A 22,182-nucleotide genomic window follows, 5' to 3' on the forward strand; every position below is an offset into this window, starting at 1 on the left:
GGCCGTCATCCTCGTTCGGTTGGGCCAGTCGCGACGCGGTCCTCCTCCCCCTTGTGGGGAGGAGTTGGAGGTGGGGGTCGCTCCGCCAGCCTCAACTGAGCGAGGGTCGCCCAACCACCCCCACTCCTAACCTCTCCCCACAAGGGGGAGAGGGACGCGCTCTGCTGACAGAGCCGGCGCCTTTGGAACCCTTACTTCCAACTCGCCGCGTAGAAGCGCGGCAGCTCGTCGGGCTGCGCCGTGAAGGTGAGGTCCGAGGTGAAGGCGTAGTTGGTCGAGTAGGAGAACAGCGGCAGGATGTAGGCCTGGGCCGCGATGCGCTTGAGCGCCTCGGCGTATTTCACCTTGCGCGCAGCCGGATCGGTGGCGCCGTCGCCGGCCTGGAGCGCCGCGATGGTCTCGGGATCCTTGGTCAGGTCCTCGTCGCCGCCCTTGAGGTAGACGCCGGTGAAGGCCGAGACGTCGAGGACCGAGAACGAGCCCCAGGTCTGGAAGGCGATGGAGACCTTGCCGCTCCGGATCATGTCGCGCAGCGCCGCGTAGCGCAGGTAATTGAGCCGAGCCGTGATGCCGACGGCGCGGAGATACCCGATGACGGCCTCGGCGTAGTCGCGCTCACGATAGGCGCCGAGATCGATCTCGAACCCGTCGGGATAGCCGGCCTCCTTCAGGAGCGCCTTGGCCTTGGCCGGATCGTAGGCGTAGCGCGGCACGCCCTCGTCGGTACAGCCGAACTGGTCGATGAAACAGGCCGCGTTCATGACACGGCTGCCGCCGCGGACGAGGTTGTCGACCATCGCCTTGCGGTCGATGGCGTAGGAGATCGCCTGGCGGACGCGGGGATCCTTCAGCGGCGAGTTTTCCTTCGCGCGGCCGAGCGTGTCGAATTGCAGGAAGCCGACCCGCATGGTCTCGGCGCTGAGGACCGTGACGTTGGGCGCGGCCTTGAGCTGGTCCGCCTGGTCGCTCGGCACGCGCCAGATCCAGTCGATGCCGCCGGTGACGAGTTCGGCCATGCGGCTGTCGGCATCGGGAATGACTCGGAATTCGAGCTTGCCGATCTTTGGCGTGCCGATCGGGCTGCCGGGCCAATATTTGTCGTTCCGCTCCATCTTCACCCCGCGCCCGTTCTCGACGCTGGTGATGCGATAGGGGCCGGTGCCGATGGGGGCCTTGGCGAAACCGTCGAGGCCGACCTTTTTGAAGTAAGCGGCCGGGAAGATCGGGGTCGGTCCGGCGAGGTATTCGAGAGCGGCCGGGAAGGCGGTCTTGAGGTGGATGCGGACGGTCTTGGCGTCCACCACCTCCGTCGACTTCATCCAGTCCACATTCTGCTTCGTCACCGTGCGCGCCTCGGGCGTCAGCACGTAGTTGAAGGTGAAGGCCACGTCCTCGGGGCCGAAGACATCGCCGTTATGGAAGGTCACGCCCTCGCGCAGGGTCAGTTCGAGGGTCGTCGGGTCGACCCATTTCCAGGCGGTGGCCAGCATCGGCTGATACGCGCCGGTCTTCGGATCGCGGTAGAGCAGGGTGTCCCAGACGTTGCGGGCGAGCACGACGCCCTCGCGGGCGCTGTTGTGATACGGGCTCACGTTTTCCGGCTCGGTATCCGAGGCATAGACCAGGGTATCGTTGGCCTTGCCGGCCAGCGCCGGAACGCTGAACGTCCCCAGCAGGAGAGCGAGCGCGGCGCCTGCCGCGGGAACATGTCTGGCCATGATCCGCATTCCTTTCGCTACCGGCTGCTCGGCGGCCCGTGGCCGATCTGCACTGCCGCTTTTTTCCTCGTGCCATGGTGTTGTGCATTCCACATCGCAGCAAGTAGAATTTATCGATGGTTGCCGTGCCGTTTCGGCAATGGAACACGCCTATGCAGATGTCGGGCCTGCGCTACTTCCTCGCCGTCGCCAGGACCGGGTCCATCGCGGCGGCGTCGGCGCAACTCAACGTCGCCGCCTCCGCGATCAGCCGCCAGATCGCCAATCTCGAAGCGGAACTCGATTGCGTTCTGTTCGAGCGCCGGCCGCGCGGCATGGTCCTGAGCCCGTCCGGCGAGTTGCTGGCCCAGCATGCGCGGCAGACCCTGGCGCGGGCCGAGCAGGTCGCCGCCGAGATCCAGGAACTGCGCGGGCTGGCGCGGGGCTTCATCCGCGTCGCCACCGCAGAGGGATTCGCCCTCGACCTGCTGCCGAACGCCATCGCCGAGTTCCATGCGCGCTATCCCGGCATCCGCTTCGAAATCCAGGTTCTCCCCCCGGCACAGGTCACGCAGGTCGTGGCGGCGGGCGACGCCGATATCGGCATCACCTTCGCACTGGCGCCGACGAACCTCGTCACGGTGTTCTACGAGGCCGTGGTGGAGATGGTCGCGCTGGCCGCCCCCGATCATCCGCTCGCCGGCCGGGCGTCGATCCGGATCGGCGAACTCCAGGCCTATCCGATCGCGATGCCGCCCCTCGACACCACGGCGCGCCTCGTCTTCGACGCGGCCTGCCGGGCGGAAGGCATCGTCATCGAGCCGACGCTGACCTCCAATATCCTCACGGCGCTGCTTCCCTTCGTCCGAAGGACGAGGGGGATCGCGCTGATGTCGCCGCTTTCGGTGCAGACGCCGGTGCGGCTCGGGGAGCTGGTCTGCATCCCGATCCAGTCGCAGGCGAGCCTGCGGCGCGGCATTCAGGTCCAGCTGATGCGGGACCGCAAGCTGCCGCATGCGGCGCAGGCGTTCCTGCGCCAGCTCGTGGCCGCCCTGCCGCCGGCGGAGGCCGGCGGAGCATGAACCGTCCCGATCAGCCGTTCCGGAACGTGTAGCTGTAGCCGTTCAGGGCCGGCGCGCCGCCGAGATGGGCGTAGAGCACCTTCGAGCCCTTGGGGAAGAACCCCTTCCGGGTCAGATCGATCATCCCCTGCATCGACTTCCCCTCGTAGACCGGGTCGGTGATCATGGCTTCGAGCCGCGCCGAGAGGCGGATCGCCTCCACCGTCTCCTTCGAGGGCACGCCGTAGACCGGGTAGGCGTAATCCTCGTTGAGGACCACGTCGTCCTCGGTGATGTCGGGGGCGCCGATCAGCGCAGCGGTATTCTTTGCGATCTCGAGCACCTGCGCCTTGGTCTGGGCCGGGGTGCAGGAGGCGTCGATGCCGATGACGTTGCGGGCACGTCCATCGGCGGCGAAGCCCACCACCATGCCGGCATGGGTCGAGCCGGTGACGGTGCAGACGACGATGTAGTCGAAGCGCAGGCCCATCTCGGCCTCCTGGGCGCGCACCTCCTCGGCGAAGCCGACATAGCCGAGGCCGCCGAACTTGTGCACGGAGGCGCCGGCGGGGATGGCGTAGGGCTTGCCGCCCTTGGCCTTCACATCCTCCAGGGCCGCCTTCCAGCTCTCGCGGATGCCGATGTCGAACCCGTCATCCACGAGTTGCGTCTCCGCGCCCATGATGCGCGAGAGCAGGATGTTGCCGACCCGGTCATAGACCGCATCCTCGTGCGGCACCCAGGCTTCCTGGATCAGCCGACACTTCATCCCGATCTTGGCGGCCACCGCCGCCACCATGCGGGTGTGGTTGGATTGCACGCCGCCGATGGAGACCAGCGTATCGGCTCCGCTCGCGATGGCATCGGGCACGATGTATTCGAGCTTGCGCAGCTTGTTGCCGCCGTAAGCCAGGCCGGAATTGCAATCCTCGCGCTTGGCGTAAATCTCGACATCGCCGCCGAGATGGTCGGTGAGGCGCGACAGCTTCTCAATCGGGCTCGGGCCGAAGGTGAGGGGATAGCGCTCGAATTTCGACAGCATGGCTTGGCAACGTCCTCGCTTCAGTGAGACCCGAACGCTAGCAAAACTCCCGTGAAAGGTGCTCTCGAATGACGATGAGATGTGGCACGAAATTCCAGGTTTTTCCCGGTCAAGCTTAGTACGAACCATCGTTCCTGCTGGAAATACGGAAGGTTCTTCCATGTCGCCATCGCTCGATCGGATCGATCTCAAGATCCTGCGCCTGCTCCAGGCCGATGGGCGCATGAACAATGCCGAGATCGCCAAGCGGGTGAATACCAGCGCCGCCACCTGTCACCGCCGCACGCAGCGCCTGTTCGACGAGGGCTACATCCGCGGCGTCCATGCGCGGATCGCGCCGGAGAAGGTCGGGCGGGGGTCCCTCGTCATCGTCGGCGTCGTGCTCGACCGCTCGACGCCGGAGAGCTTCGCCGCGTTCGAGGCAGCCGCCCAGGCGATGCCAACCATGCTCGATTGCCATCTGGTGGCCGGGGATTTCGACTATTTCCTCAAGATCCGCGTCTCCGACATGGCGGATTTCAACCGCCTGCACAGCGAGACCCTGATCGCGCTGCCGGGGGTGCGGCAGACGCGGACCTTCTTCGTCATGAAGGAGGTGGTGGACAATGCGCCGATGGATCTCTGACGACGAGGCTTGCGCGAAGACCTCTCGCCGCCATCGCGATCACAGCAGAGTGGAATGCATGAGCATGAATGCCGACACGTCGCCCGCCCGGGCGCTCGATACCATCCCGACGAGCGTGCGGGAGGCGCGGCCCACCACCTGGCTCAATCCCCATCTCCGGCCGGCCGCCGAATTCCTGCCGAGCCTAGCTTTCTCCCTGGCCGATGTGGAGGCGGCGGAGGCACGCTGGCGCCGCTTCGATCCGCTCCTGCGCCATCTCTTCGAGGATCTCGACACCGGGCGCATCGATTCGCCCCTGTTGCCCCTCTCCGACCCTGTGGCGCAGGCCATCACGGGTCCGACGGGCGGCGCGGTCTGGGTGAAGGCCGACCATGATTTGCCGGTCACCGGCTGCATCAAGGCGCGGGGCGGAGTCTACGAGGTCCTGGTCTATGCCGAGCGGCTCGGGCTCGAGAAGGGCCTGCTGCGGCCGGGCGATTCCTATGCCCGGCTGGCGGATCCGCAAGCCTGCGACGCGTTTGGCGCGCATACGGTCGCGGTCGGTAGCACCGGCAATCTCGGCTTCAGCGTCGGCGTCATGGCGCGGGCGCTGGGCTTCGCGGTCGAGGTCCACATGTCCCACGATGCCAAGGCGTGGAAGAAGCAGCGCCTGCGGGATATCGGCGCCCAGGTGGTCGAGCATCGGGGCGATTACGGCAGCGCGGTCGCGGCGGCACGCTCGGCCTTCGAGGGGCGGGCCGACGCCCATTTCGTCGATGACGAGAGCTCCGTCGACCTGTTCCTCGGCTATGCGGCAGCGGCCTTCGACCTGCGACGCCAGCTGGACGAGGCCGGGATAAGGGTCGATGCGGCCCACCCGCTCTGCGTCTATCTCCCCTGCGGCGTCGGCGGCGCGCCCGGCGGCGTCACGCTCGGCCTGAAGCTGCTGTTCGGCGACGCCATCCGCTGCATCTTCGTGGAACCGGTGGCCTCGCCCTGCATGCTAGTGCAACTCGCCGCCGGCCTGTCGCGCCCAGTGAGCGTCTACGAGATCGGCCTCGACAATCGCACCGCCGCCGATGGGCTGGCGGTAGCCGGCGCCTCGATGCTGGTGGCCGGCACGGTCGGTCCGCTCATCGAGGCGGTGGTCACGGTCGCCGATGCCGAGTTGTTCGCCTGGGTGAAACGCCTCTGGTCCGATCCGGGCCTGCGGCTCGAACCCTCGGCGGCGGCTGGGTTCGCCGCAATCCGGCCCTATCTCGATGCCGCCGCACCTGCGCAGGCGACGCATGTGGTCTGGACCACGGGCGGGGCGCTTCTGCCGGAGGCGGAGTTTCAGGACGCCCTGGCACGGGGATAGCGATGCAGGCCGAGGCCTATGACGGGATATGGCCTCGTTCCGGGCCATATCCCTGCCAATGCCGTCAGTTCGGGTGGAAGACCACCTTCACGCACCCGTCCTTCTTGTCCCGGAACGTCTTGTAGAGGTCGGGGCCGTCCGAGAGATTGGTGGAGCGGTGGGTGATCATCGAGGTCATATCGATCTTGCCCTCCTGGATCAGCTTCGTCAGCGTCTCCAGGTAGCGTTTCACATGGGTCTGGCCGCTCTTCAGGGTCAGCCCCTTCTGCACGATCGAGCCCATATTGATGGGAAGCGGCCCACCATAGACACCGGGGATCGAGACGATCCCGCAGGGGCGCACGGCCTTGATCGCCTCCATGAGGACGTAGGGGCGCTCGGTCGAGGTCAGTTTCTCCTGCAGGGTGCTGATGATCCCCGCGACGCCGTGGCCGGCGGTGGCTTCCATGCCGACGCAATCGATCACGCCGTCGGCGCCCTCACCCTTGCTGATCTCCTTGATCCGCTCGAACACATCCTCTTTCATGAAATCGATGATGTCGGTGGCACCGTACTTCCGGGCGAGTTCGATCCGCTCCGGCACCGTCTCGATGGCGATGATGCGCTCGGCACCCATGATCTTGGCGGATTGGATCGCGAACAACCCCACCGGGCCGGCACCCCAGATCGCGATGATCTCGCCGCCCTTGATCTCGCAATGCTCGGCACCCTGCCATCCGGTGGGCAGGATATCGGTGAGGAACAGCAGCGACTCGTCGTCGACGCCTTCCGGCGCCAGCATCGGCCCCACATCGGCCATGGGCACGCGCACATATTCCGCCTGGCCGCCGGCATAGCCTCCGGTGAGATGCGAATAGCCGAACAGGCCGGCGGTGGTGTAGCCGAACTGCGCGGCCGCCATCTCGGCGTTGCGGTTCGAGCGCTGACAGACCGACCAGTTGCCGAGCTTGCACTGGCGGCACTCGCCGCAATTGATGTTGAAGGGCACGACGATGCGGTCGCCCTTCTTGAACTTGGTGAAGCCCTGGCCGACCTCGACCACCTCGCCCATGAATTCATGGCCGAGGACGTCGCCGCTCTCCATGGTCGGCATCTGGCCGTCCATCAGGTGGAGGTCCGAGCCGCAGATGGCGCAGGACGTCACCTTGATGATGACGTCGCGCGAATCCTCGATCCGGGGATCGGGCACCGTATCGCAGCGGATGTCACCCTTGCCGTGCCAACACAGTGCTTTCATTGCGCTCTTTCGAAACCGGAATGTCAGGACGAGCCCCGGACGCGCGTGGCGCAGCAGGGCAGCGGGGTCGAACCCCGAAGCGAGGGCTCCGATCGGAAACACCCCCCGAGTCCATGAGTTCCAGAGTTCCGAGCGCGTCATCTCAAGCACAATCAAGCTTGAGCTTACACTTCAGCGAACGCCGCCGATTAAATCAGGCTATTAACATCGGATAACGCGAGCGACGAACATAAGTTATCTCTAAATCCGGCCTCCAAAGCCAGAACCCATGCGCCAGAAAATGCGTTGTCGTCGCTGATGTCCAGGCCGCGCCGGATCGACAACATCGGATCGGCATTCCGATCATCCGGGTTGGGCCACGAGCAGCGGCGGCACGATCGCCCGACGGTACCTCGGCCGGATGCACTGTCTTGCATGACCTCAACGGAGGAAGCTCTCGATGACGTCCCACGACATGAAGGCCTGTATCGACGAATGCCTGACCTGCTACCGGACTTGCCTCGGCATGGTGTCGGAGCATTGCCTTCCGGCCGGCGGCAAGCATGTCGAGCCGGAGCATGTCCGCCTTATGCTGGCCTGCGCGGAACTATGCCGGACGTCCGCGCACATGATGCTCCTCGGGGACGCCGAGCACCGTCAGACGTGTCGGGCCTGCGCCGAGATCTGCGAGGCCTGCGCGGCGAGTTGCGAGGCGGTCGGCGACATGGACACCTGTGTCGCCGGATGCCGCCGCTGCGCCGAGTCCTGCCGGGCGATGGCGGCCTGACCGGAGCCGCGAAAGCTTCAGCGGCCGAACAACTTCGCCGTGAGCGAGGCCGGTGCATCGCCCTTATAGCCGGCCACCACCACGAGGCGGCGGATGTCGCCCCGGAGATAGGCCTGCAGGAAGCGGTTGTAATCCTTGAACACCACGCAGCCATTGGACGCGCCGCTCGGTCCGAGCATGTAGGTATGGGCGAGGATGCCGTCGCGGCCGTGGATGGCGGCGCTGCCGCCCACGGGGTTGAGGCGGATGGCGCGCACTCCGTGGAACAGGGCCTCGCGCTCGGTCAGATCGTAGGTGCCGGGCGGCGTCGCCCCACGCATGCGGACATGGACGAGACGCGGGTTGTCCATGTGCTGGCCGAGGCCGGAATGGGCTTCCAGCTGCTCCCCGCTCGGCAGGGTCACCGTGCTGGTGCTGATGTCGTAGATCGCGGTCCCGCCGCCCGCCGTCGCGGGCACGCGATCCAGGGCCCGGCGCTGGCTCAGATCGATGGCGCCCGTATCGGCGGAGGCATAGGCGAGGGCGGGAGCGGGGCTGCGCTCGGGATCACGCCGGCCGAACACCGTCTCGAAGAACGACCGCTCGGCTTCCACATCCTGCCGGGCCGCGACGACACTCCGCGAGGACGGACGGCGCGTGGCGAGGCGCGGCTCGCGGGAAAGGGGCTTCAGGTCGATGGGGCGCGGAACCGGCGCGGGCATCGGCTGGACGAGGCGAGCGGTCTGCTGGAGCGGCCGTGCCGCTGGGACCGGCGCCACGGAGGCAAGCGCGATCCCGGGTGCGATCTCGACGGGGGAGGCCTTCGGCGTCTCGAACCCGCCCACCTGCATCGGCTCCGAGGCGCGCCAGTCCGGCGTCCGGACACCCAGGGCGGGGGAGGGGTCGAGCATCCACGCGAAGCTGCGGGCGACAGCGGCGGGCTGTACCTCGGGGACAATCTGGCGGCTCGCGAGCGGTGCCGTCGCAGCGGGAACAGGCGCGTCCAACCCGGTCAGCCGGGGAAACGTCGCGACGAACAGCGCGACGACGGCCGTCTTCAAAAGGACACGGCTGCGCGGCCGGGAACGGCGGGGACGGCGGCGATAGGTGGACGCGTCGTCGATCATGCGGGCTGTACTCGGATACGCGTACCCTGCCCGCACGCCCCTCGAAGGACCTCACCAAGCTCATGCAAGAGCTCCGCAAAGGTCACGTCGACCGGCCATGTCGTTTTAGGGAACCATCAACCTCGATGCCTCCCATTCAGCGCGAAGTTGGTTAATCACCGATAAATCGCGCGCATATTTTTTGAAGGGATGTACTGGCTGCCCGGGTCATTCCCGGTCACCCCACATGAGATCGCCCCGCCTGCCTTTCGGCGGACGGGGCGACTTCCACTGATCAGACTATCCACTTCCGGAGGCCCACGCCTCGAAACCTTACCCCCGGGCTTTACTTGCCGCTGGGAGCGGCTCCGCTGCCGGTGGCGGCGTTACCGCCATTCGAGCCGGCCGGCGCGCCCGGCGTCGCATTGGAGGGCACGTCGCGCGTCATGCCGGGTGCGGCAGTGGAACCGGTGGTGCTGGCGCCACCACCCATGCGCTCCATGCCCTTCTCGCTGTTGCTCTTCACGCTGCCGGGGTTGTTCATATTGCCCTCGGCGCTGGCGCCACCAGCAGCAGTCTGGGCGAAGGCTGCGCCGCTCAGAGAAACAGCAAGGGCGGCCGCGACTGCGAATGTCTTGATCTGCATAGTATATTTCCTCATGTCGTCCGGACTTGGCTCAACAACGTCCCACGCCAAGCATGGTTCACAAAATAATCATTCGCCGTTGATCGAGGATAAATACAAGATTCCCGCGAGCCGAGAGCCACGGCTCAGCTTGTACGTGCGATCGCTCGTCTTTGTCCGATGGTCCTTGCGCCATCCAAACCATTACGGCTTGGCCATGCCCCGCGGCGAGGGGACTTCGCTCTCGACAGGTGACGGAGAGCTGGCTTAAGGCCACGCCATGCCGATCCTTCGCCTCGACGCCGCCCATCGCCTCGCCACGGACACCCTGGTCCGCTGCGGGACCGCGCTCATCCAGGCGGAGAGCGTCGCCAGGGCCCTGGTGGGCGCGGAGGCCGACGGGCTGAAGACCCACGGTCTCATGCGGCTCCTCGCCTATGGCGAACAGGTGCGGGCGGGCAAAGTCGTCGGCGATGCCGTCGTCACCACCGCGCGGCCGAAGCCGGGACTGCTCGCCATCGATGCGGCCCACGGCTTCGCCTATCCGGCCCTCGACACGGCCATCGCCCTCCTGCCCGAGATCGCCCGCGAACAGGGGATCGCCGCCGCCGCCATCCGCCGTTCGCATCATTGCGGGGCCGCGGGCCGGCCGGTGGAAGCCTTGGCCGAGCAGGGCCTCGTCGCCATCCTGTTCGCCAACGCCCCCGCCTCCATGGCGCCCTGGGGCGGAACCCGGCCGGTCTTCGGCACCAACCCGATCGCCTTCGCCTGCCCGTTGCCGGGGGCGGAGCCGATCATCGTCGATCTCTCCCTGTCGAAGGTGGCGCGGGGCAACATCATCACCGCCAAGCAGCGCGGCGAGACGATCCCCGAGGGCTGGGCCCTCGATGCCGAGGGCAACCCGACCACGGACCCCGTCGCGGCGCTCGCCGGCACCATGGTGCCGTTGGGCGACGCCAAGGGCACGGCCCTCGCCCTGATGGTGGAGCTTCTCGCAGCCGGCCTCACCGGAGCGCGGTTCGCCAGCGAAGCCACGTCCTTCCTCGATGCCGAGGGCGAGCCTCCCGCCACCGGCCAGCTCATCCTCGCCATCGATGCCACGGCCTTTGCCGGCAACGCGCTGGAACGCTTCCCCGTGATGGCCCGCTCGGTGGCGGAACAGGACGGCGCGCGGCTGCCCGGAACCCGCCGCTTCGCCGCCCGCGCCCGCGCCGCCGAGGAGGGGATCACCCTCTCCGACACGTTGCTGGCGGAGATCGAGCGGCTGTGACGCCCCTCGATCCGGCCCGTCCCGCGCAACCTTCGGCCCTGACGACGGCTTGACCGCGAACACGATCGTATCGCGTCAGGCCGACTCATGACCTCACCCCCTCCGACCCCCGAACGGGCGACGCCGCGCTGGCGCAAGGCGGGCGGGCGCCTGCTGGCCCTCGTCGCCCGCCCGGTACGCCGGGCGCAGGGAACGGGTGGAACGGTAATCGAGGCCTATCGGGGCTACGGCTCGAGCAAGGAAATCTTTCTGATCGGCCGGGTCTTCCGGCAGGCGCGCCGCGACCCGGACCTCAAGGTCGACGACATCGCAGCCGACCTGCGTGACATCGCCCGGCGCATCCGCAGGCGCAAGGTCGCCGATGCGTCCGTCGTCGCGCGTTTCGGCGGAGCCGAGACGACCGCCGTGACCGACCGCGACGGCTATTTCCGGGTGAGCCTCAAACCCCCGAACGTGCCCACCGGCGAGGGCCATTGGCATATCGTGGATCTCGAACTCGCGGCCGATCCGCCGGTGCGGGCGCAGGGGCGGGTGTTCATTCCACCGGAGAAGTGCCGCTTCGTCGTCATCAGCGATATCGACGACACGATCATGCATACGGGCGTGGCCAACAAGCTGAAGATGCTGTGGCGGCTGTTCGTGGCCGATGCGGAAGACCGCGTCGCCTTCCCGGGAGCGGCGTCCCTGAGCCGGGCGCTGCATGCGGGCGCCACCGGCGACCAGTCGAACCCGATGCTCTACGTCTCTCGCGCCCCCTGGGGCATCTACGACATGCTGAGCGAGTTCTTCCGCCAACACGGGATTCCGGCGGGGCCGGTGCTGTTCCTGCGGGAATGGGGCCTGTCCTGGCGCCATCCGCTGCCGCGCCGCGCCGAGGACCACAAGCGCGACCTGATCCGCCACATGCTGGCGCTCTACGGCGACCTGCCCTTCGTCCTCATCGGCGATAGTGGCCAGCACGACCCGGAAGTCTATGCCAAGATCGTCTCGGAGAATCCCGGTCGCGTGCTCGCCGTCTACATCCGCAACGTCTCGCGCGATCCGTCCCGGGCCGAGCAGATCGAGCGCCTGTCACAGGCGATCCTCGAGGCCGGCAGCAGCCTGGTGCTGGCTGGGGACACCACCATCATGGCCGAGCATGCCCTCTCGCTCGGCCTGATCGGCAAGGAGGGAGCGGATGCGATCCTGGCGGAATGCCGGTCACAGGTCATGCCGGAGACGGTGGAGCCGATCGTCATCGAGCCGGGCGACGACGCCGCCGCCGCCCGTAAGGCTCCGGCCTGAGAGCGGGGTCGCGCCCCGTCAGTACCCGTATCCGTCATAGCCCCGGCGCGACGGGCGATAGCCGTATTCGCCCGCGCCGCCATAGGGGCGGGGGGCGACGTAGCGCCGGCCATAGGTCTGCAGATAGGGATCGAGCCGGGGATCGCGGTAATTGCCGTTGTTCACGCCGGCCGAGCGGTCGTTGCCGCTCAATGCCGAATAAGGCGAGAGCCCATCGCCACCACCGCCGGTGCCGCCGCGCGCCAGGGCGGCATCGGTGAGGCCGAGGATCAATGCCGAGGCGAGCGCCGCGCGAATGAGAGTCCGAGTCATGCCGGTCTCCTTGATCGGGTCAAAGTGATCACTGGAAGCAACGACGCGGTGAATCCCACGGTTCCCGGAGCAACCGGCATCAGCCCTTCTTGCGCAGCGGCCGGGTGAAGAGCGATCCGGCCGGCTCGAACCCCGTCCTGGCGCAGAATGCCCGCAGGCTTTCCTCATCGGCCGAGGCGGCGAGTTCCAGGGTCGCGCATCCCGCCATCCGGGCGGCCTGCGACGCGGCCTTCAGCAGCAGGCGGCCGATCCCGCGCCGGCGCTCGTCCGGTCCGACCAGGAGGCCAGTGATCTGGGCGACGGGCTGAGCCGCCGTCAGCGAGCGATACCAGTGCAGGACGACGAGACCGCTCGGCGGCCCCCATTCGACGGCGATCAGGGCCGTTCCGCTCCCGAGGCGCAGGGAATCCAGCCGCTCGGCCAGATCGCTTGCGGCAATGGACTGTCCCGATGCCTGGAACAGAGCAGCAAGGCCAGCCGCGTCGGCAGCGGTTGCAGCCCGGATCTCGAGCCCATAGCGGCTAGCCAAACGCGTCTCCGGTGGATGTCACTCGGACATCCATAGACCACCGGCGGAAAACTCGGGACATCCCGTCTCGTCGCGCGACCCGTCCGCGCGGTCATGACGACGGACGGAGCGGCGCACCATCGGCGCACCGCTCCATCCATCCGCCACGCCTCGCTTGGGGGCAGTCGGAGCGCAGCAGATCCGTTTCGCGCCGCTCTGTTTCTGGATGATGTCCGGCCCTTGCCTGCCCCGCCGATTCAGCGGTCGCAGCCGATGCAGATGTCGCGGACCACACGGTTGCGCATCGGGCCGGTCCTCTGGTTCGGAAGCTCGCCGCTGAAAGCATGGAGCTGTGGTCGCGCAGGAGGCTCGGGATGTCGGACGGGCTCACTCGGGCTGGCGTTCGGCGGCGGCGCGGGCGGTGTGAGTGCCATGTTCTGAGCGGCACAGGGGCCCGCCGATGCGAGCGCGGCCCCCAGGATACCGGCTCCGTAGATCCATCTCGACATGGCCAAGCCTCCCCGACCACCGTCAACGCAGCGGCGGGCCCTGAGGTTCATACGGATGATGGCGCAACGATGCGAAAAAGAGCCGGGCGGGTCAGCCCGCGCCTTCTTGCGCCGCGAGCCAGTCCGTGAGCCCGGACAGGGAGCGGAAATCGGCGACGGCATGGACGGCCGCGTCCGGCATGGCGTCCCGCGCCATGGTCGCCAGGGCATGGCCGGGGCCGAGCTCGAGGACGGCCCGCGCCCCGGCCTCGCGGATGCCGTCGAGACAGGCCGCCCAGTCGATGGTCCGCGAGATCGCAGAAGCGAGCTTGTCGAGGCCCTTGGCGGCGTCGAAGACCGGGGCACCGTCGAGACCGCTGAGGAGGCGAAGCGACGGGCCGAGACGAGACGGCGGCAGCATCTCGGCCCGCGCCAGCTCCGCGCGAAACCGCGCGCTGGCCGCCGCCAGGAGCGGCGTGTGCGAGGGTGTATGGACCGGCAGAACCACCGCCCGCGCCGCCCCCGAGGCGAGAGCCCGAGCACAGAGCGATTCGAGATCGGCCACCGCCCCGCCGGCGACGACGCTGTCGGCGGCGTTGAGGATGGCGAGATGGCAGCTATGCTCCTCGACCAGGGCGGTGACCCGCGCGCGCGACAGTCCGCGAAGGCCCGCGAGCCCATAGCCCGGCCCGCTGGCCTCATCCATCGCCTCGGCGCGCGCGGCGGCCAGATGCAGGATCGAAGCGGGGGAGAACCGCCCCGCGCAGCCCCAGGCAGCGAGATCGCCGATGCTGTAGCCGGCGAGGACCACACGACCGGGATACCTCTCCCGTAGGACGCTCCAGGCGGCGAGGGCGGCGACGCAGCACAGGATCTGACCGGTGCGGTTACCGTGCAGGGCCGGGCCGCCCGTCCGGGCGAGGTCGCGCGGGTCGGCGCCGAGGAGGGGCGTCGCTGCCGCGAAGATGTCCTGAGCGGCGGGATGATCGGCCACGAGATCGAACATGGCGGGATTCTGCCCGCCCTGGCCCGAGAGCAGGACCGCGAGACTCATGCCGCCTCCAGTCCATCGACGAACAGGGTCATGGCGAGGAGGTCGGCGCTGCCGCCGGGGCTTAGGTTTCGGGCGACGAAGGCCCGGTGGACGGCCTCCGCTTGTGCCCGCCAATCGTCCCGCGCGACGCCTCCCCCGGCGAGGAAGGCGCTGGCCGAGGCGCGAGCGAAGGCATAGCCCACCTCGCCGCCGCGATGGAGCAGGTTGGTATCCTCGAGATGGGCGATCAGGGCGAAGCAGGTCTCGACGCGAGCCGCCTCCTCATCGCCGAGGCGGAGATGCCGCGCCCGGCGCAGGGCGGGCAGCCCAATGGCGTAGAGGGTCGGAAATCCGGCCGCAGCTTCGCCGGGCGCGCCGCCGATTCCGTAGCGCCGCCGCGCCGCCGCTCCCGGCGCATGGAGTAGGACGGGTCCGGCCAGGATCGCGTCGCCGTAGCGCTCGCTCACGTGGCGCCCGAGCGCTCCCGGCGGCAAGCGGCAGGCCGTGTGGGCGAGGGCGCCCGCGGCAGCGGTAAGCAGGCCGAGGCCGAAGATGGCGCCACGATGGGTATTCACCCCGCCCGTCGCCTCCCGCATGGCGGTTTCGGCCTCGATGCCGATCCGGCGCAGGGTGGGCATGCCGGCCCCTACGGCTCCGGCATCCGCCAACTCGGCGAAGTAGGGCAGGAGGGCCGTGGCACTGGCGCGAAAGGTGCCGGCATCCATGTCGGCATGGCTGCCGCGATCCATATGGCTGACGAGGCCGGGCTTCGGATAGGTCTCGACTTCGAGGCGCAGGGACTCGACCGCGCGTTCCGCGATGTCGCCGGGGCTGAGCGGAATCCGGGCGTCCCTGACCGGAGAGCGGGCGCGGGCGATCATGACGCCGCCTCCCGGAGGAACGACGCGGCGGGGCGCAGGGCCAGGCTTTCCCGCCCCTTGCACAGGACGGTTCCGCCGATGGGAGCATCGAGCAGTTCGCGCCAGTTGATGCCGGCCCGGTCGGGCAGGACGATCTCGCCGTCGAGGCGCATCGGCGCGGCCGCCTCGATCCGTGCGAGGCCCTGCAGAAAGCGAGGATCGACCCGGCCAGAGACCGGCCAGAGTAGGTCGAGATCGGAGCCCGGCCCGAGATAGGGAAGACCGGTCAGCACCTGCCACGACAGGCTTCCGAACACGGTCGGCACGAGGCCGTATCTACGGGCGAGGTTGGCCAGATCGTCGATGACTGATCTCCAGGCCGGCGGTGCGGTCTCGCGCGCCCGATCCAGGGTGACCGGTGCAAGCCGGCTCGCGGCGGCAATCGGCAAGGCGAGGCCGATCCGGCGCTTGCCGGCGGAAGGCGGCAGCGGCAGGCCGGCGGGGATGTGATCCGCAGGCTCGCCGGGATCGCGGCGGCGGGTGATGACCGGCCAGCCGCGACGGGCCCATTCGGCGAGATGGGGAACGCCGTCGAGATCCCCGCGCCCGGCGAGGAGGCGAGCCCAGGATTCCGGGTCGACGCGCAGGAGGTCGTGGCGGGCCAGACCCGACGCCTCGTCCTCAGTCACGGGGGGCCGCGTCGCCCGTCGCCGCCCGCACCACCCGCCCGGCGATGTCGCGGGCCATGAGCCGCCCGCCGCGCACCGCGCCGAGGGCGTCGCGGCCATCCGTTGTGGAACTCCCGGCGATGAGGGATTCGATCTGGGGACCGAGCGGTGCCGTGGGGTCGAGCACGGCATGGACCGCCCCCGCCTTCACCATGTTGTCGAGGCCGGGCGCGAAGACGGAGGTGGATGTCGCCATCTCTTCCAGCCGGTCGAGAGGAAGCTTCGTGACGCGGGCCACCGAGGCCAGATCCATCACGCTCGGATGGGCGCCGGGCAGGGCGGCGAGCACCCGTGTCGCCAGGGCGGTGGCGATGAAGGCCCCGGCCGCCGTGTGCCCATAGACGAGGCCGATGGTGGGGTGGCCGCGGGCATCGGCGAGGAGCAGCGCCTTCGCCAGATGGGCGAGATATTCGTTGAGGCCGAGCAGCTCGTCGCGCCGGCTCATGCGCTGGCTGTCGGAATCCACGGCCACGAGGATCGGCGTCTCGCCGCCCCGGCGCACCACGTCGAGGACGCGCCCGGCGAGGATGCAGGCACCCTCGATCCCGAGCGGGGTGTTGCCGTCGATCCCGACGACCGCGAGACGACCTGCCCCGAAAGGCCCGTCGCCGCCGATGAGGCCGTCCACGACCTCGACACCATGCCCCTCGGGAAACAGCGAGGCCAGGATTTCAGCGAGCGTCATGGGGCGCCTCCGGCAGGCGGGCGAGAAGGGCGTCGAACCGGTCCGTGTCCAAGCCCGGCACGGCGGCCGGATCGTTCACCCCGAGGCGGCCCCAGATCTCGGTGGCGTCCCGCGCATCGCCGAACCGGTCGAGGCGGGCTTCGAGGCGAGCCTGTTCGGCCTCCAGGGTGGCGAGATCGAAGGCCGGCGCCTTGCCGATCTGTTCGCGGGCCACATCGCGAAACGCTCGGATCGTATCGTCCGCGAAAGCGTCCGCTCCGCCGATGAGGCGGCGGTGCTTTCCGCCCATGGTACGCCAGACCAGCGCCCGGTCGCGGGAATCGAACTCCTCGGCTCCCCTGTTGGTCTCGATCACCTCCGGGCCGGAGACGCTGATGCGCCCGCCCTCCGAGACCACGAGGCGCGAGCAGGTGCCGGCGATGAGGCCGCCGCCGCCGTAGCAGCCGGCGCGCCCGCCGATCAGCCCGATCACTGGCACGCCGGCCCGGCGCAGATCGGCGATGGCGCGCATGATCTCGGCGATGGCGGTCTCGCCGGCATTGGCCTCCTGCAGCCGGACGCCGCCGGTATCGAACAGGATCAACACCGCCGCCGGCTTCACCTGGAGGGCCGCCCGCAGCAGGCCGACGAGCTTCGCGCCATGGATCTCGCCGAAGGCCCCGCCCATGAACCGGCCCTCCTGCGCGGCCAGGAGGACGAGCGAACCGTCGAACCTCCCGCGTCCCACCACGATGCCGTCGTCGAAGGCGCGCGGCAGGTCGAAGGCGGGCAGGTGCGGGCTCATCACCCGCTGTTCGGGGCCGAGGAATTCCTCGAACGTGCCGGGATCGACGAGGGCGTCGAGGCGGGCGCGGGCGCTGGCCTCGTACCAGCTCTGGTCGAGGGGATCGGCGGAGAGGGAGACGGGGCTCATCGCCATCACACGGCCTCCATCAGCCGGGCGCCCTGGAGCAAGCGCAGGGTCACGGTGTCGGGCCGTGCCCCGCCATCGTTGATGGTGATGCGCAGGCCGCCGGGCTGTCGGCGCGCCACGAAATCGGAGACCACCGCCTCCCAGACCGGTCCGTAGCCGTTGATCGCGGTATCGATCTCGACGGTGCATTCGTCGGGCGCGAGACTGCGCTCCATCAGCACTTCGAGGTTGCCCGAGGCGACCACGCCGGTGATCGCCTGGGCCTTGGTGCCGGGCAGGGGCTTTGCCGTCCGATGCCGGAAGGTCAGCTTTTCCATGGGGGCGCTCCCTCACCAGTTCCGGAACTTGGCCGGCGGCTCGTAGAGGCCGCCCGACCAGTGCACGAGGTCCTTGATCGACCGCGCCGCCAGGAGCGAGCGGTCGGCGTCCAGGGGATCGATGCCGAGATCCTCCGGCCGGCGGATGATTTTTCGCGCCCGCAGGGACTCGACCGTGGCGTTGTCGCGGCCGCGCCCGACATCGGTGTAGCCGGCGACCCCGCGGATCGCCTGCTCGCGCTCGTCGAGCGTCCGGCACAGGAGCAGGTTGGCGATACCCTCTTCCGTGACGATGTGGGTCACGTCGTCGGCGTAGACCATGACGGGAGCGAGTTCGAGATCGAGCTTGCGCGCCAATTCGAGGGCGTCGAGCCGCTCCACGAAGGCCGGGACCAGCTTGTCGCCAAAGGTCTCGACCAGCTGCACCACGAGCTTGCGGCCCCGGCGTAGCGCCGGATCGCCGGTGCCGCCGGCCTCCTCGCCCGCCTTCATCCAGGGGTCCGAGGGGTGCCGCCTGCCATGGGGATCGGAACCCATGTTCGGCGCGCCGCCGAACCCCGCCACCCGGTTGGTGGTGACGGTGGAGGAATTGCCCTGGAGGTCGATCTGCAGGGTCGAGCCGATGAAAAGATCGCAGGCATAGAGCCCCGCCGTCTGGCAGAAGGCGCGGTTGGAGCGCAGGCTTCCGTCCGAGCCGGTGAAGAACACGTCCGGCCGCTCGCGGATGTAGCGGTCCATCCCGACTTCCGAGCCGAAACAGTGGATCTGCTCGACCCAGCCCGATTCGATCGCCGGGATCAGGCTCGGATGCGGGTTGAGTGCCCAGTGGGTGGCGATCTTGCCCTTGAGACCGAGCCGCTCGGCGAAGGTCGGCAGCAGCAATTCGATGGCGGCGGTGCCGAAGCCGATGCCGTGGTTGAGGCGGCGGATGCCGTATTCGGCGTAGATCCCCTTGATCGCCATCATGGCCATCAGGATCTGCGTTTCGGTGACCGCCGCCGGATCGCGGGTGAAGAGCGGCTCCACGTAGAACGGCCTGTCGGCCTCGACCACGAAATCCACCCGGTCGCCGGGGATGTCGACACGGGGCACCCGGTCGACGATCGCGTTCACCTGCGCGATCACGACGCCGTTCTTGAAGGCGGTGGCCTCCACCACCGTCGGCGTGTCCTCGGTGTTGGGGCCGGTATAGAGGTTGCCGTCACGATCCGCCGAGACGCCCGCGATGAGGGCGACGTTGGGTGTGAGATCGATGAAGTAGCGTGCGAAAAGCTCGAGATAGGTGTGCACCGCGCCGAGCGCGATCTGCCCGCCATAGAGCATCCGGGCGATGCGCGCGCCCTGCGGCCCGGAATAGGAATAGTCCAGGCGCCGGGCGATGCCCTGCTCGAAAATGTCGAGATGCTCGGGCAGCACGATGCCGGACTGGACCATGTGCAGGTCGTGGACCCGCGCCGGGTCGCAGGCGCTCAAGCCCCTTGCGAGACAATCCGCCTGTTTCTGGTTGTCGCCTTCGAGGCAGACCCGGTCGCCGGGCAGCAGCACCGCCTCCAGCAGGTCGACCACCGCCGAAGCGGACACGACCTTGCCCTCGGCATGGGCGCGGCCGCGCTCGATCCGCGCGTCCCTCGCCTTCCGCTGCACCCGCCAATCGGCCATCCGATCCGCCTCTCGTCATCCGGCCCCGCATCGGCGGAGACCGTGGGAACGCGCGGCCAGCGACAGGTCGCGGACCGTCCCGTATCGCGCCATGCGTACCCCGTCTGGCGACCAAGTCAATTCTGGGTATACCGATATGGGTTATCGGCGAGGTAAAGAATACGAGATGGCGATAAGACGAGGCCTCGGCATTCCGGGCGTGCTAGGATCCTCCCTCTCCCGCTTGACGATCCGCCCCATCTGGGATGAGGGACATCGTAAGGCGGTCCGGCAACGCAAGCGGGGAGGGGACGACGATCATGGACGGCATCGCCGAGGAGCGGGGGCTTCTCTCCGACCTGATCCGCAACGCCCTGACCGACGAGATCGCCGCCGGCACCCTGAGCGCGGGCACGGCCCTCGACGAACAGGACCTCGCCGACCGCTTCGGCGCCTCCCGGACGCCGGTGCGGGAGGCGTTGCGCCAGCTCGCCTTCAACGGGCTCGTGGAGTTGCGCCCGCGCCGGGGCGTCGTCGTCACCCGGATGACGCCGGAGCGAATCATGGACATGTTCGAGGCCACCGCCGAGTTCGAGGCGATGTGCGTGCGTCTCGCCACCTACCGGATGACACCGCTCGAGCGCAGCCACCTCATGGACCTGCATGCCCAGTCGGAGGCGATGGTGGAGGTGGGCGATGTGGACGCCTACGACACGCTGAACCGCGGCTTCCACGAGGCCCTCTACGGCGCCACCCATAACGGCTTCCTGCTGGAACAGGCGCTCGCCTTGCGCACCCGCCTATCGGGGTTTCGCCGCACGCAGCTGCGCCATGGCGAGCGGATCAGGACCTCCCGCGCCGAGCACGGCGAGATCCTGGCCGCCATCGCCGAGGGCGACGGCGACGCCGCCGCGAGGCGGATGCGCGCCCACATGCTCAACGCCGCCAGCGCCATCGGCCATTACATCGCCGAACATGCCGGCGCGTGAGGCGATCAATCGCGACGGCGGACGGGATAGGTTCCGCCGGTCGTGCTTTGGTTTGGAATTTGCTCCGGGCCAGCGGCGGCCTTCGACCCTTACGAGAAGTCGGGCGACCTCGCTGGCCATTGTCCAAGGCGGACAATATGGTTGCCGGGAGTAGTTGGAGGTTTAGCCATGCGCCGTCGTCGATCCGTTGTCGCAGCAGTATTTTGCACAACTGTACTGGCGAACATGGCGGCACCCTCCATTTCCAAAGCCGATATCTCAACGGAAAGCTTGAAGCGTGCGCCCCTCGCCCAGGACACGGTCAGGAAAGTCGTGAACGGCATCGCCGCCGAGCTGAGAGAAGGATACGTATTCCCCGATCTGGGAAAGCAGGCCGCGGATGCAATCCAACGTGATCTGGATGCCCATGCCTATGCGAAGGCGAGCGATCCCGGCGAGTTCGCCACGCAACTCACCGAACGCCTGCGGTCGCTTACCAGCGACAACCACGTGAGGGTGATCCATGGCGATCCCTTCGCGAACCGGCCCAAGCCTTTGGACATGCGAGGGACCGGCTTTCAGGTGAAGCGGTTGGCTGGCAATGTCGGATACATCCACCTCGCCAGCTTCATTCCGCCCGGGGATTTCAAGCCGGCCGCCGACAAGGCGATGCAGGACCTATCGGACACCGCTGCGCTCATCGTCGACATGCGCGACAATGGCGGCGGCCATCCGGCTTCCGTCGCCTACCTCGTCAGCTTCTTTCTCGATCCAAGCCAGCGCGTTCACATCAATGATCTGATCTGGCGCAATCGCGGGACGACGAGTTTCCGAACGGAGTCGTTCTGGAGTTCGCCCACCCGCGTGAGCTACCTCGGCAAGCCGGTCTACGTGTTGGTCGGTCCCAAGACATATTCGGCAGGCGAGGAGTTCGCTTACGATCTACAGGCCCTGAAGCGCGCGACCATCGTCGGTGAGAAAACGCGCGGGGGCGCCAATCCGGGTGGCCTCAACGAGCTCGGCTCGGATTTCTTCGTCGTCGTGCCGACCGGCAGGGCAGCGAATCCGATAACGGGCGGCAACTGGGGCGGTGTCGGCGTGAGCCCGAATGTGGCGGCCACCTCCGAGGTCACGCAAGAAGCGGCGCTGGCTTTGGCGACGCGCGACAGCAAGTTGTAGGGCCGGCACGTGCACTTTCAGCTCGTCCTTTCGGGAAAGCAGAAAGGAAAGACATCACCCGCTCCGTCGCCCACAGCCATACCGCACACCGAGACACCACCGATCCGCGCGCCACGTTGACGGCGCGCGAACCCGTGCCGTAAGGCCTCATCATGCGGAAGCTCTCGCCAGGGACGGTCGACCTGCGCGCGATCATCGCCATGATCGCGCTCTACGGCCTGTGCCTCCAGGCCTTCCTCGGCACGATGACGCCACCGGCCCCGGCGGGATGGGGAAGCGCCCTCTGCGGGCATGACGCGCCGGGCGATCCCGCCGATGCGAGCCCGGCCTGCGCGCATGCGTGCTGCACGGCGGCCCATGCGGGACCGCAGGCGCCGGGACCGGACACGGCCTTCGCGACGGTGGTCTGGCAGGCTCGCCCCACCCCGCTTCCGCCACGTCCGGATGTGGTGGTCCCCGCCGCGCGGGCACCGCCCGACCAATCCATCGGATCGCGAGGTCCGCCTTCCGCCTGAGAGATCA

23 protein-coding genes are annotated in these 22,182 nt (G+C 68.3%); 9 read left to right on the plus strand and 14 right to left on the minus strand.

Annotated features, from left to right (window positions below):
* Positions 1-191: 191 nt before the first annotated feature.
* The gene (locus tag ASF32_RS09840) at positions 192-1,727 is read right to left on the minus strand and encodes an ABC transporter substrate-binding protein (protein ID WP_056427148.1); all 1,536 of its coding nucleotides are present in this window, start codon (positions 1,725-1,727) and stop codon (positions 192-194) included.
* A gap of 143 nt (positions 1,728-1,870) precedes the next feature.
* On the opposite strand from ASF32_RS09840, the gene ASF32_RS09845 reads away from it, so the two are divergent.
* Positions 1,871-2,779 carry a LysR family transcriptional regulator gene (locus tag ASF32_RS09845; protein ID WP_056427151.1) on the plus strand — a complete coding sequence of 303 codons (909 nt, stop codon included), beginning with the start codon at positions 1,871-1,873 and terminating at the stop codon, positions 2,777-2,779.
* Positions 2,780-2,789: 10 nt separating this feature from the next.
* Here the strand turns inward: ASF32_RS09845 and ASF32_RS09850 are convergent, their stop codons facing one another.
* A complete protein-coding gene (locus tag ASF32_RS09850; protein WP_056427154.1) occupies positions 2,790-3,800 on the minus strand; it encodes a 1-aminocyclopropane-1-carboxylate deaminase in 1,011 nt (336 codons plus the stop codon).
* A 160-nt stretch (positions 3,801-3,960) separates the two neighbouring features.
* Here ASF32_RS09850 and ASF32_RS09855 point away from each other — a divergent pair, with 160 nt between their 5' ends.
* Both ASF32_RS09855 and ASF32_RS09860 read left to right on the plus strand, forming a co-directional pair.
* The gene (locus tag ASF32_RS09855; protein WP_056146793.1) at positions 3,961-4,425 is read left to right on the plus strand and encodes an Lrp/AsnC ligand binding domain-containing protein; all 465 of its coding nucleotides are present in this window, start codon (positions 3,961-3,963) and stop codon (positions 4,423-4,425) included.
* Positions 4,426-4,483: 58 nt separating this feature from the next.
* On the plus strand, positions 4,484-5,764 hold the full coding sequence (locus ASF32_RS09860; RefSeq protein WP_056427157.1) for a D-serine ammonia-lyase: 1,281 nt from the start codon (positions 4,484-4,486) through the stop codon (positions 5,762-5,764).
* Positions 5,765-5,828: 64 nt separating this feature from the next.
* On the opposite strand, the gene ASF32_RS09865 is transcribed toward ASF32_RS09860, so the two are convergent.
* Entirely contained in the window at positions 5,829-7,001 is a 1,173-nt protein-coding gene (locus ASF32_RS09865) for a zinc-dependent alcohol dehydrogenase (RefSeq protein ID WP_056427160.1), read from the minus strand.
* A gap of 439 nt (positions 7,002-7,440) precedes the next feature.
* Between ASF32_RS09865 and ASF32_RS09870 the strand changes: the two genes are divergently transcribed.
* Positions 7,441-7,767 (plus strand): four-helix bundle copper-binding protein, encoded by a 327-nt coding sequence (locus tag ASF32_RS09870; RefSeq protein WP_056427163.1) that lies wholly within the window; start codon positions 7,441-7,443, stop codon positions 7,765-7,767.
* 17 nt (positions 7,768-7,784) lie between these two features.
* On the opposite strand, the gene ASF32_RS09875 is transcribed toward ASF32_RS09870, so the two are convergent.
* On the minus strand, positions 7,785-8,873 hold the full coding sequence (locus tag ASF32_RS09875) for a tlde1 domain-containing protein (RefSeq protein WP_056427167.1): 1,089 nt from the start codon (positions 8,871-8,873) through the stop codon (positions 7,785-7,787).
* A 325-nt stretch (positions 8,874-9,198) separates the two neighbouring features.
* Entirely contained in the window at positions 9,199-9,498 is a 300-nt protein-coding gene (locus tag ASF32_RS09880; RefSeq protein WP_056427171.1) for a hypothetical protein, read from the minus strand.
* A gap of 259 nt (positions 9,499-9,757) precedes the next feature.
* Here ASF32_RS09880 and ASF32_RS09885 point away from each other — a divergent pair, with 259 nt between their 5' ends.
* Positions 9,758-10,747, plus strand: a complete 990-nt coding sequence (locus ASF32_RS09885) for an Ldh family oxidoreductase (protein WP_056427174.1) — start codon at positions 9,758-9,760, stop codon at positions 10,745-10,747.
* Between the two features lie 87 nt (positions 10,748-10,834).
* Entirely contained in the window at positions 10,835-12,031 is a 1,197-nt protein-coding gene (locus tag ASF32_RS09890) for a phosphatase domain-containing protein (protein ID WP_056427177.1), read from the plus strand.
* An 18-nt stretch (positions 12,032-12,049) separates the two neighbouring features.
* On the opposite strand, the gene ASF32_RS09895 is transcribed toward ASF32_RS09890, so the two are convergent.
* From ASF32_RS09895 to mdcA, 9 genes are all read right to left on the minus strand, one after another.
* Positions 12,050-12,343 carry a hypothetical protein gene (locus ASF32_RS09895; protein ID WP_056427179.1) on the minus strand — a complete coding sequence of 98 codons (294 nt, stop codon included), beginning with the start codon at positions 12,341-12,343 and terminating at the stop codon, positions 12,050-12,052.
* Between the two features lie 79 nt (positions 12,344-12,422).
* Positions 12,423-12,872 (minus strand): GNAT family N-acetyltransferase, encoded by a 450-nt coding sequence (locus tag ASF32_RS09900; protein WP_056427182.1) that lies wholly within the window; start codon positions 12,870-12,872, stop codon positions 12,423-12,425.
* A gap of 579 nt (positions 12,873-13,451) precedes the next feature.
* Positions 13,452-14,393 (minus strand): acyltransferase domain-containing protein, encoded by a 942-nt coding sequence (locus ASF32_RS09905; RefSeq protein WP_056427185.1) that lies wholly within the window; start codon positions 14,391-14,393, stop codon positions 13,452-13,454.
* Positions 14,390-15,253: a triphosphoribosyl-dephospho-CoA synthase MdcB gene (gene mdcB / locus ASF32_RS09910; RefSeq protein WP_056427188.1), complete on the minus strand. Its 864-nt coding sequence runs from the start codon at positions 15,251-15,253 to the stop codon at positions 14,390-14,392. The genes ASF32_RS09905 and mdcB overlap by 4 nt, the downstream gene beginning before the upstream one ends.
* Positions 15,250-15,921, minus strand: a complete 672-nt coding sequence (gene mdcG, locus ASF32_RS09915) for a malonate decarboxylase holo-[acyl-carrier-protein] synthase (RefSeq protein ID WP_056427198.1) — start codon at positions 15,919-15,921, stop codon at positions 15,250-15,252. Before mdcG ends, mdcB begins: the two co-directional genes overlap by 4 nt.
* Complete coding sequence (gene mdcE / locus ASF32_RS09920; RefSeq protein ID WP_056427200.1) at positions 15,914-16,645, minus strand: biotin-independent malonate decarboxylase subunit gamma; 732 nt, start codon at positions 16,643-16,645, stop codon at positions 15,914-15,916. The genes mdcG and mdcE overlap by 8 nt, the downstream gene beginning before the upstream one ends.
* The gene (locus ASF32_RS09925; RefSeq protein ID WP_056427203.1) at positions 16,632-17,564 is read right to left on the minus strand and encodes a biotin-independent malonate decarboxylase subunit beta; all 933 of its coding nucleotides are present in this window, start codon (positions 17,562-17,564) and stop codon (positions 16,632-16,634) included. Before ASF32_RS09925 ends, mdcE begins: the two co-directional genes overlap by 14 nt.
* The gene (gene mdcC / locus ASF32_RS09930) at positions 17,564-17,875 is read right to left on the minus strand and encodes a malonate decarboxylase acyl carrier protein (RefSeq protein ID WP_056427204.1); all 312 of its coding nucleotides are present in this window, start codon (positions 17,873-17,875) and stop codon (positions 17,564-17,566) included. Before mdcC ends, ASF32_RS09925 begins: the two co-directional genes overlap by 1 nt.
* Positions 17,876-17,887: 12 nt before the next feature.
* Positions 17,888-19,534 carry a malonate decarboxylase subunit alpha gene (mdcA, locus tag ASF32_RS09935; protein ID WP_056427207.1) on the minus strand — a complete coding sequence of 549 codons (1,647 nt, stop codon included), beginning with the start codon at positions 19,532-19,534 and terminating at the stop codon, positions 17,888-17,890.
* A gap of 299 nt (positions 19,535-19,833) precedes the next feature.
* Here mdcA and ASF32_RS09940 point away from each other — a divergent pair, with 299 nt between their 5' ends.
* From ASF32_RS09940 to ASF32_RS09950, 3 genes are all read left to right on the plus strand, one after another.
* Positions 19,834-20,502, plus strand: a complete 669-nt coding sequence (locus tag ASF32_RS09940) for a GntR family transcriptional regulator (RefSeq protein WP_056251031.1) — start codon at positions 19,834-19,836, stop codon at positions 20,500-20,502.
* A 225-nt stretch (positions 20,503-20,727) separates the two neighbouring features.
* Entirely contained in the window at positions 20,728-21,660 is a 933-nt protein-coding gene (locus ASF32_RS09945; protein ID WP_244477996.1) for a S41 family peptidase, read from the plus strand.
* Between the two features lie 152 nt (positions 21,661-21,812).
* Positions 21,813-22,175: a hypothetical protein gene (locus tag ASF32_RS09950; protein ID WP_056427217.1), complete on the plus strand. Its 363-nt coding sequence runs from the start codon at positions 21,813-21,815 to the stop codon at positions 22,173-22,175.
* The last annotated feature ends 7 nt before the right edge of the window (positions 22,176-22,182 follow it).

The organism is Methylobacterium sp. Leaf91 (assembly GCF_001422815.1).
GTDB lineage: Bacteria > Pseudomonadota > Alphaproteobacteria > Rhizobiales > Beijerinckiaceae > Methylobacterium.

Coding starts and splice junctions, on each gene's coding strand:
- ASF32_RS09840 (WP_056427148.1), bottom strand. CDS start 1,727: ATGCGGATCATGGCCAGACATGTTCCCGCGGCAGGCGCCGCGCTCGCT.
- ASF32_RS09845 (WP_056427151.1), top strand. CDS start 1,871: ATGCAGATGTCGGGCCTGCGCTACTTCCTCGCCGTCGCCAGGACCGGG.
- ASF32_RS09850 (WP_056427154.1), bottom strand. CDS start 3,800: ATGCTGTCGAAATTCGAGCGCTATCCCCTCACCTTCGGCCCGAGCCCG.
- ASF32_RS09855 (WP_056146793.1), top strand. CDS start 3,961: ATGTCGCCATCGCTCGATCGGATCGATCTCAAGATCCTGCGCCTGCTC.
- ASF32_RS09860 (WP_056427157.1), top strand. CDS start 4,484: ATGAGCATGAATGCCGACACGTCGCCCGCCCGGGCGCTCGATACCATC.
- ASF32_RS09865 (WP_056427160.1), bottom strand. CDS start 7,001: ATGAAAGCACTGTGTTGGCACGGCAAGGGTGACATCCGCTGCGATACG.
- ASF32_RS09870 (WP_056427163.1), top strand. CDS start 7,441: ATGACGTCCCACGACATGAAGGCCTGTATCGACGAATGCCTGACCTGC.
- ASF32_RS09875 (WP_056427167.1), bottom strand. CDS start 8,873: ATGATCGACGACGCGTCCACCTATCGCCGCCGTCCCCGCCGTTCCCGG.
- ASF32_RS09880 (WP_056427171.1), bottom strand. CDS start 9,498: ATGCAGATCAAGACATTCGCAGTCGCGGCCGCCCTTGCTGTTTCTCTG.
- ASF32_RS09885 (WP_056427174.1), top strand. CDS start 9,758: ATGCCGATCCTTCGCCTCGACGCCGCCCATCGCCTCGCCACGGACACC.
- ASF32_RS09890 (WP_056427177.1), top strand. CDS start 10,835: ATGACCTCACCCCCTCCGACCCCCGAACGGGCGACGCCGCGCTGGCGC.
- ASF32_RS09895 (WP_056427179.1), bottom strand. CDS start 12,343: ATGACTCGGACTCTCATTCGCGCGGCGCTCGCCTCGGCATTGATCCTC.
- ASF32_RS09905 (WP_056427185.1), bottom strand. CDS start 14,393: ATGAGTCTCGCGGTCCTGCTCTCGGGCCAGGGCGGGCAGAATCCCGCC.
- mdcB (WP_056427188.1), bottom strand. CDS start 15,253: ATGATCGCCCGCGCCCGCTCTCCGGTCAGGGACGCCCGGATTCCGCTC.
- mdcE (WP_056427200.1), bottom strand. CDS start 16,645: ATGACGCTCGCTGAAATCCTGGCCTCGCTGTTTCCCGAGGGGCATGGT.
- ASF32_RS09925 (WP_056427203.1), bottom strand. CDS start 17,564: ATGGCGATGAGCCCCGTCTCCCTCTCCGCCGATCCCCTCGACCAGAGC.
- mdcC (WP_056427204.1), bottom strand. CDS start 17,875: ATGGAAAAGCTGACCTTCCGGCATCGGACGGCAAAGCCCCTGCCCGGC.
- mdcA (WP_056427207.1), bottom strand. CDS start 19,534: ATGGCCGATTGGCGGGTGCAGCGGAAGGCGAGGGACGCGCGGATCGAG.
- ASF32_RS09940 (WP_056251031.1), top strand. CDS start 19,834: ATGGACGGCATCGCCGAGGAGCGGGGGCTTCTCTCCGACCTGATCCGC.
- ASF32_RS09945 (WP_244477996.1), top strand. CDS start 20,728: ATGGCGGCACCCTCCATTTCCAAAGCCGATATCTCAACGGAAAGCTTG.
- ASF32_RS09950 (WP_056427217.1), top strand. CDS start 21,813: ATGCGGAAGCTCTCGCCAGGGACGGTCGACCTGCGCGCGATCATCGCC.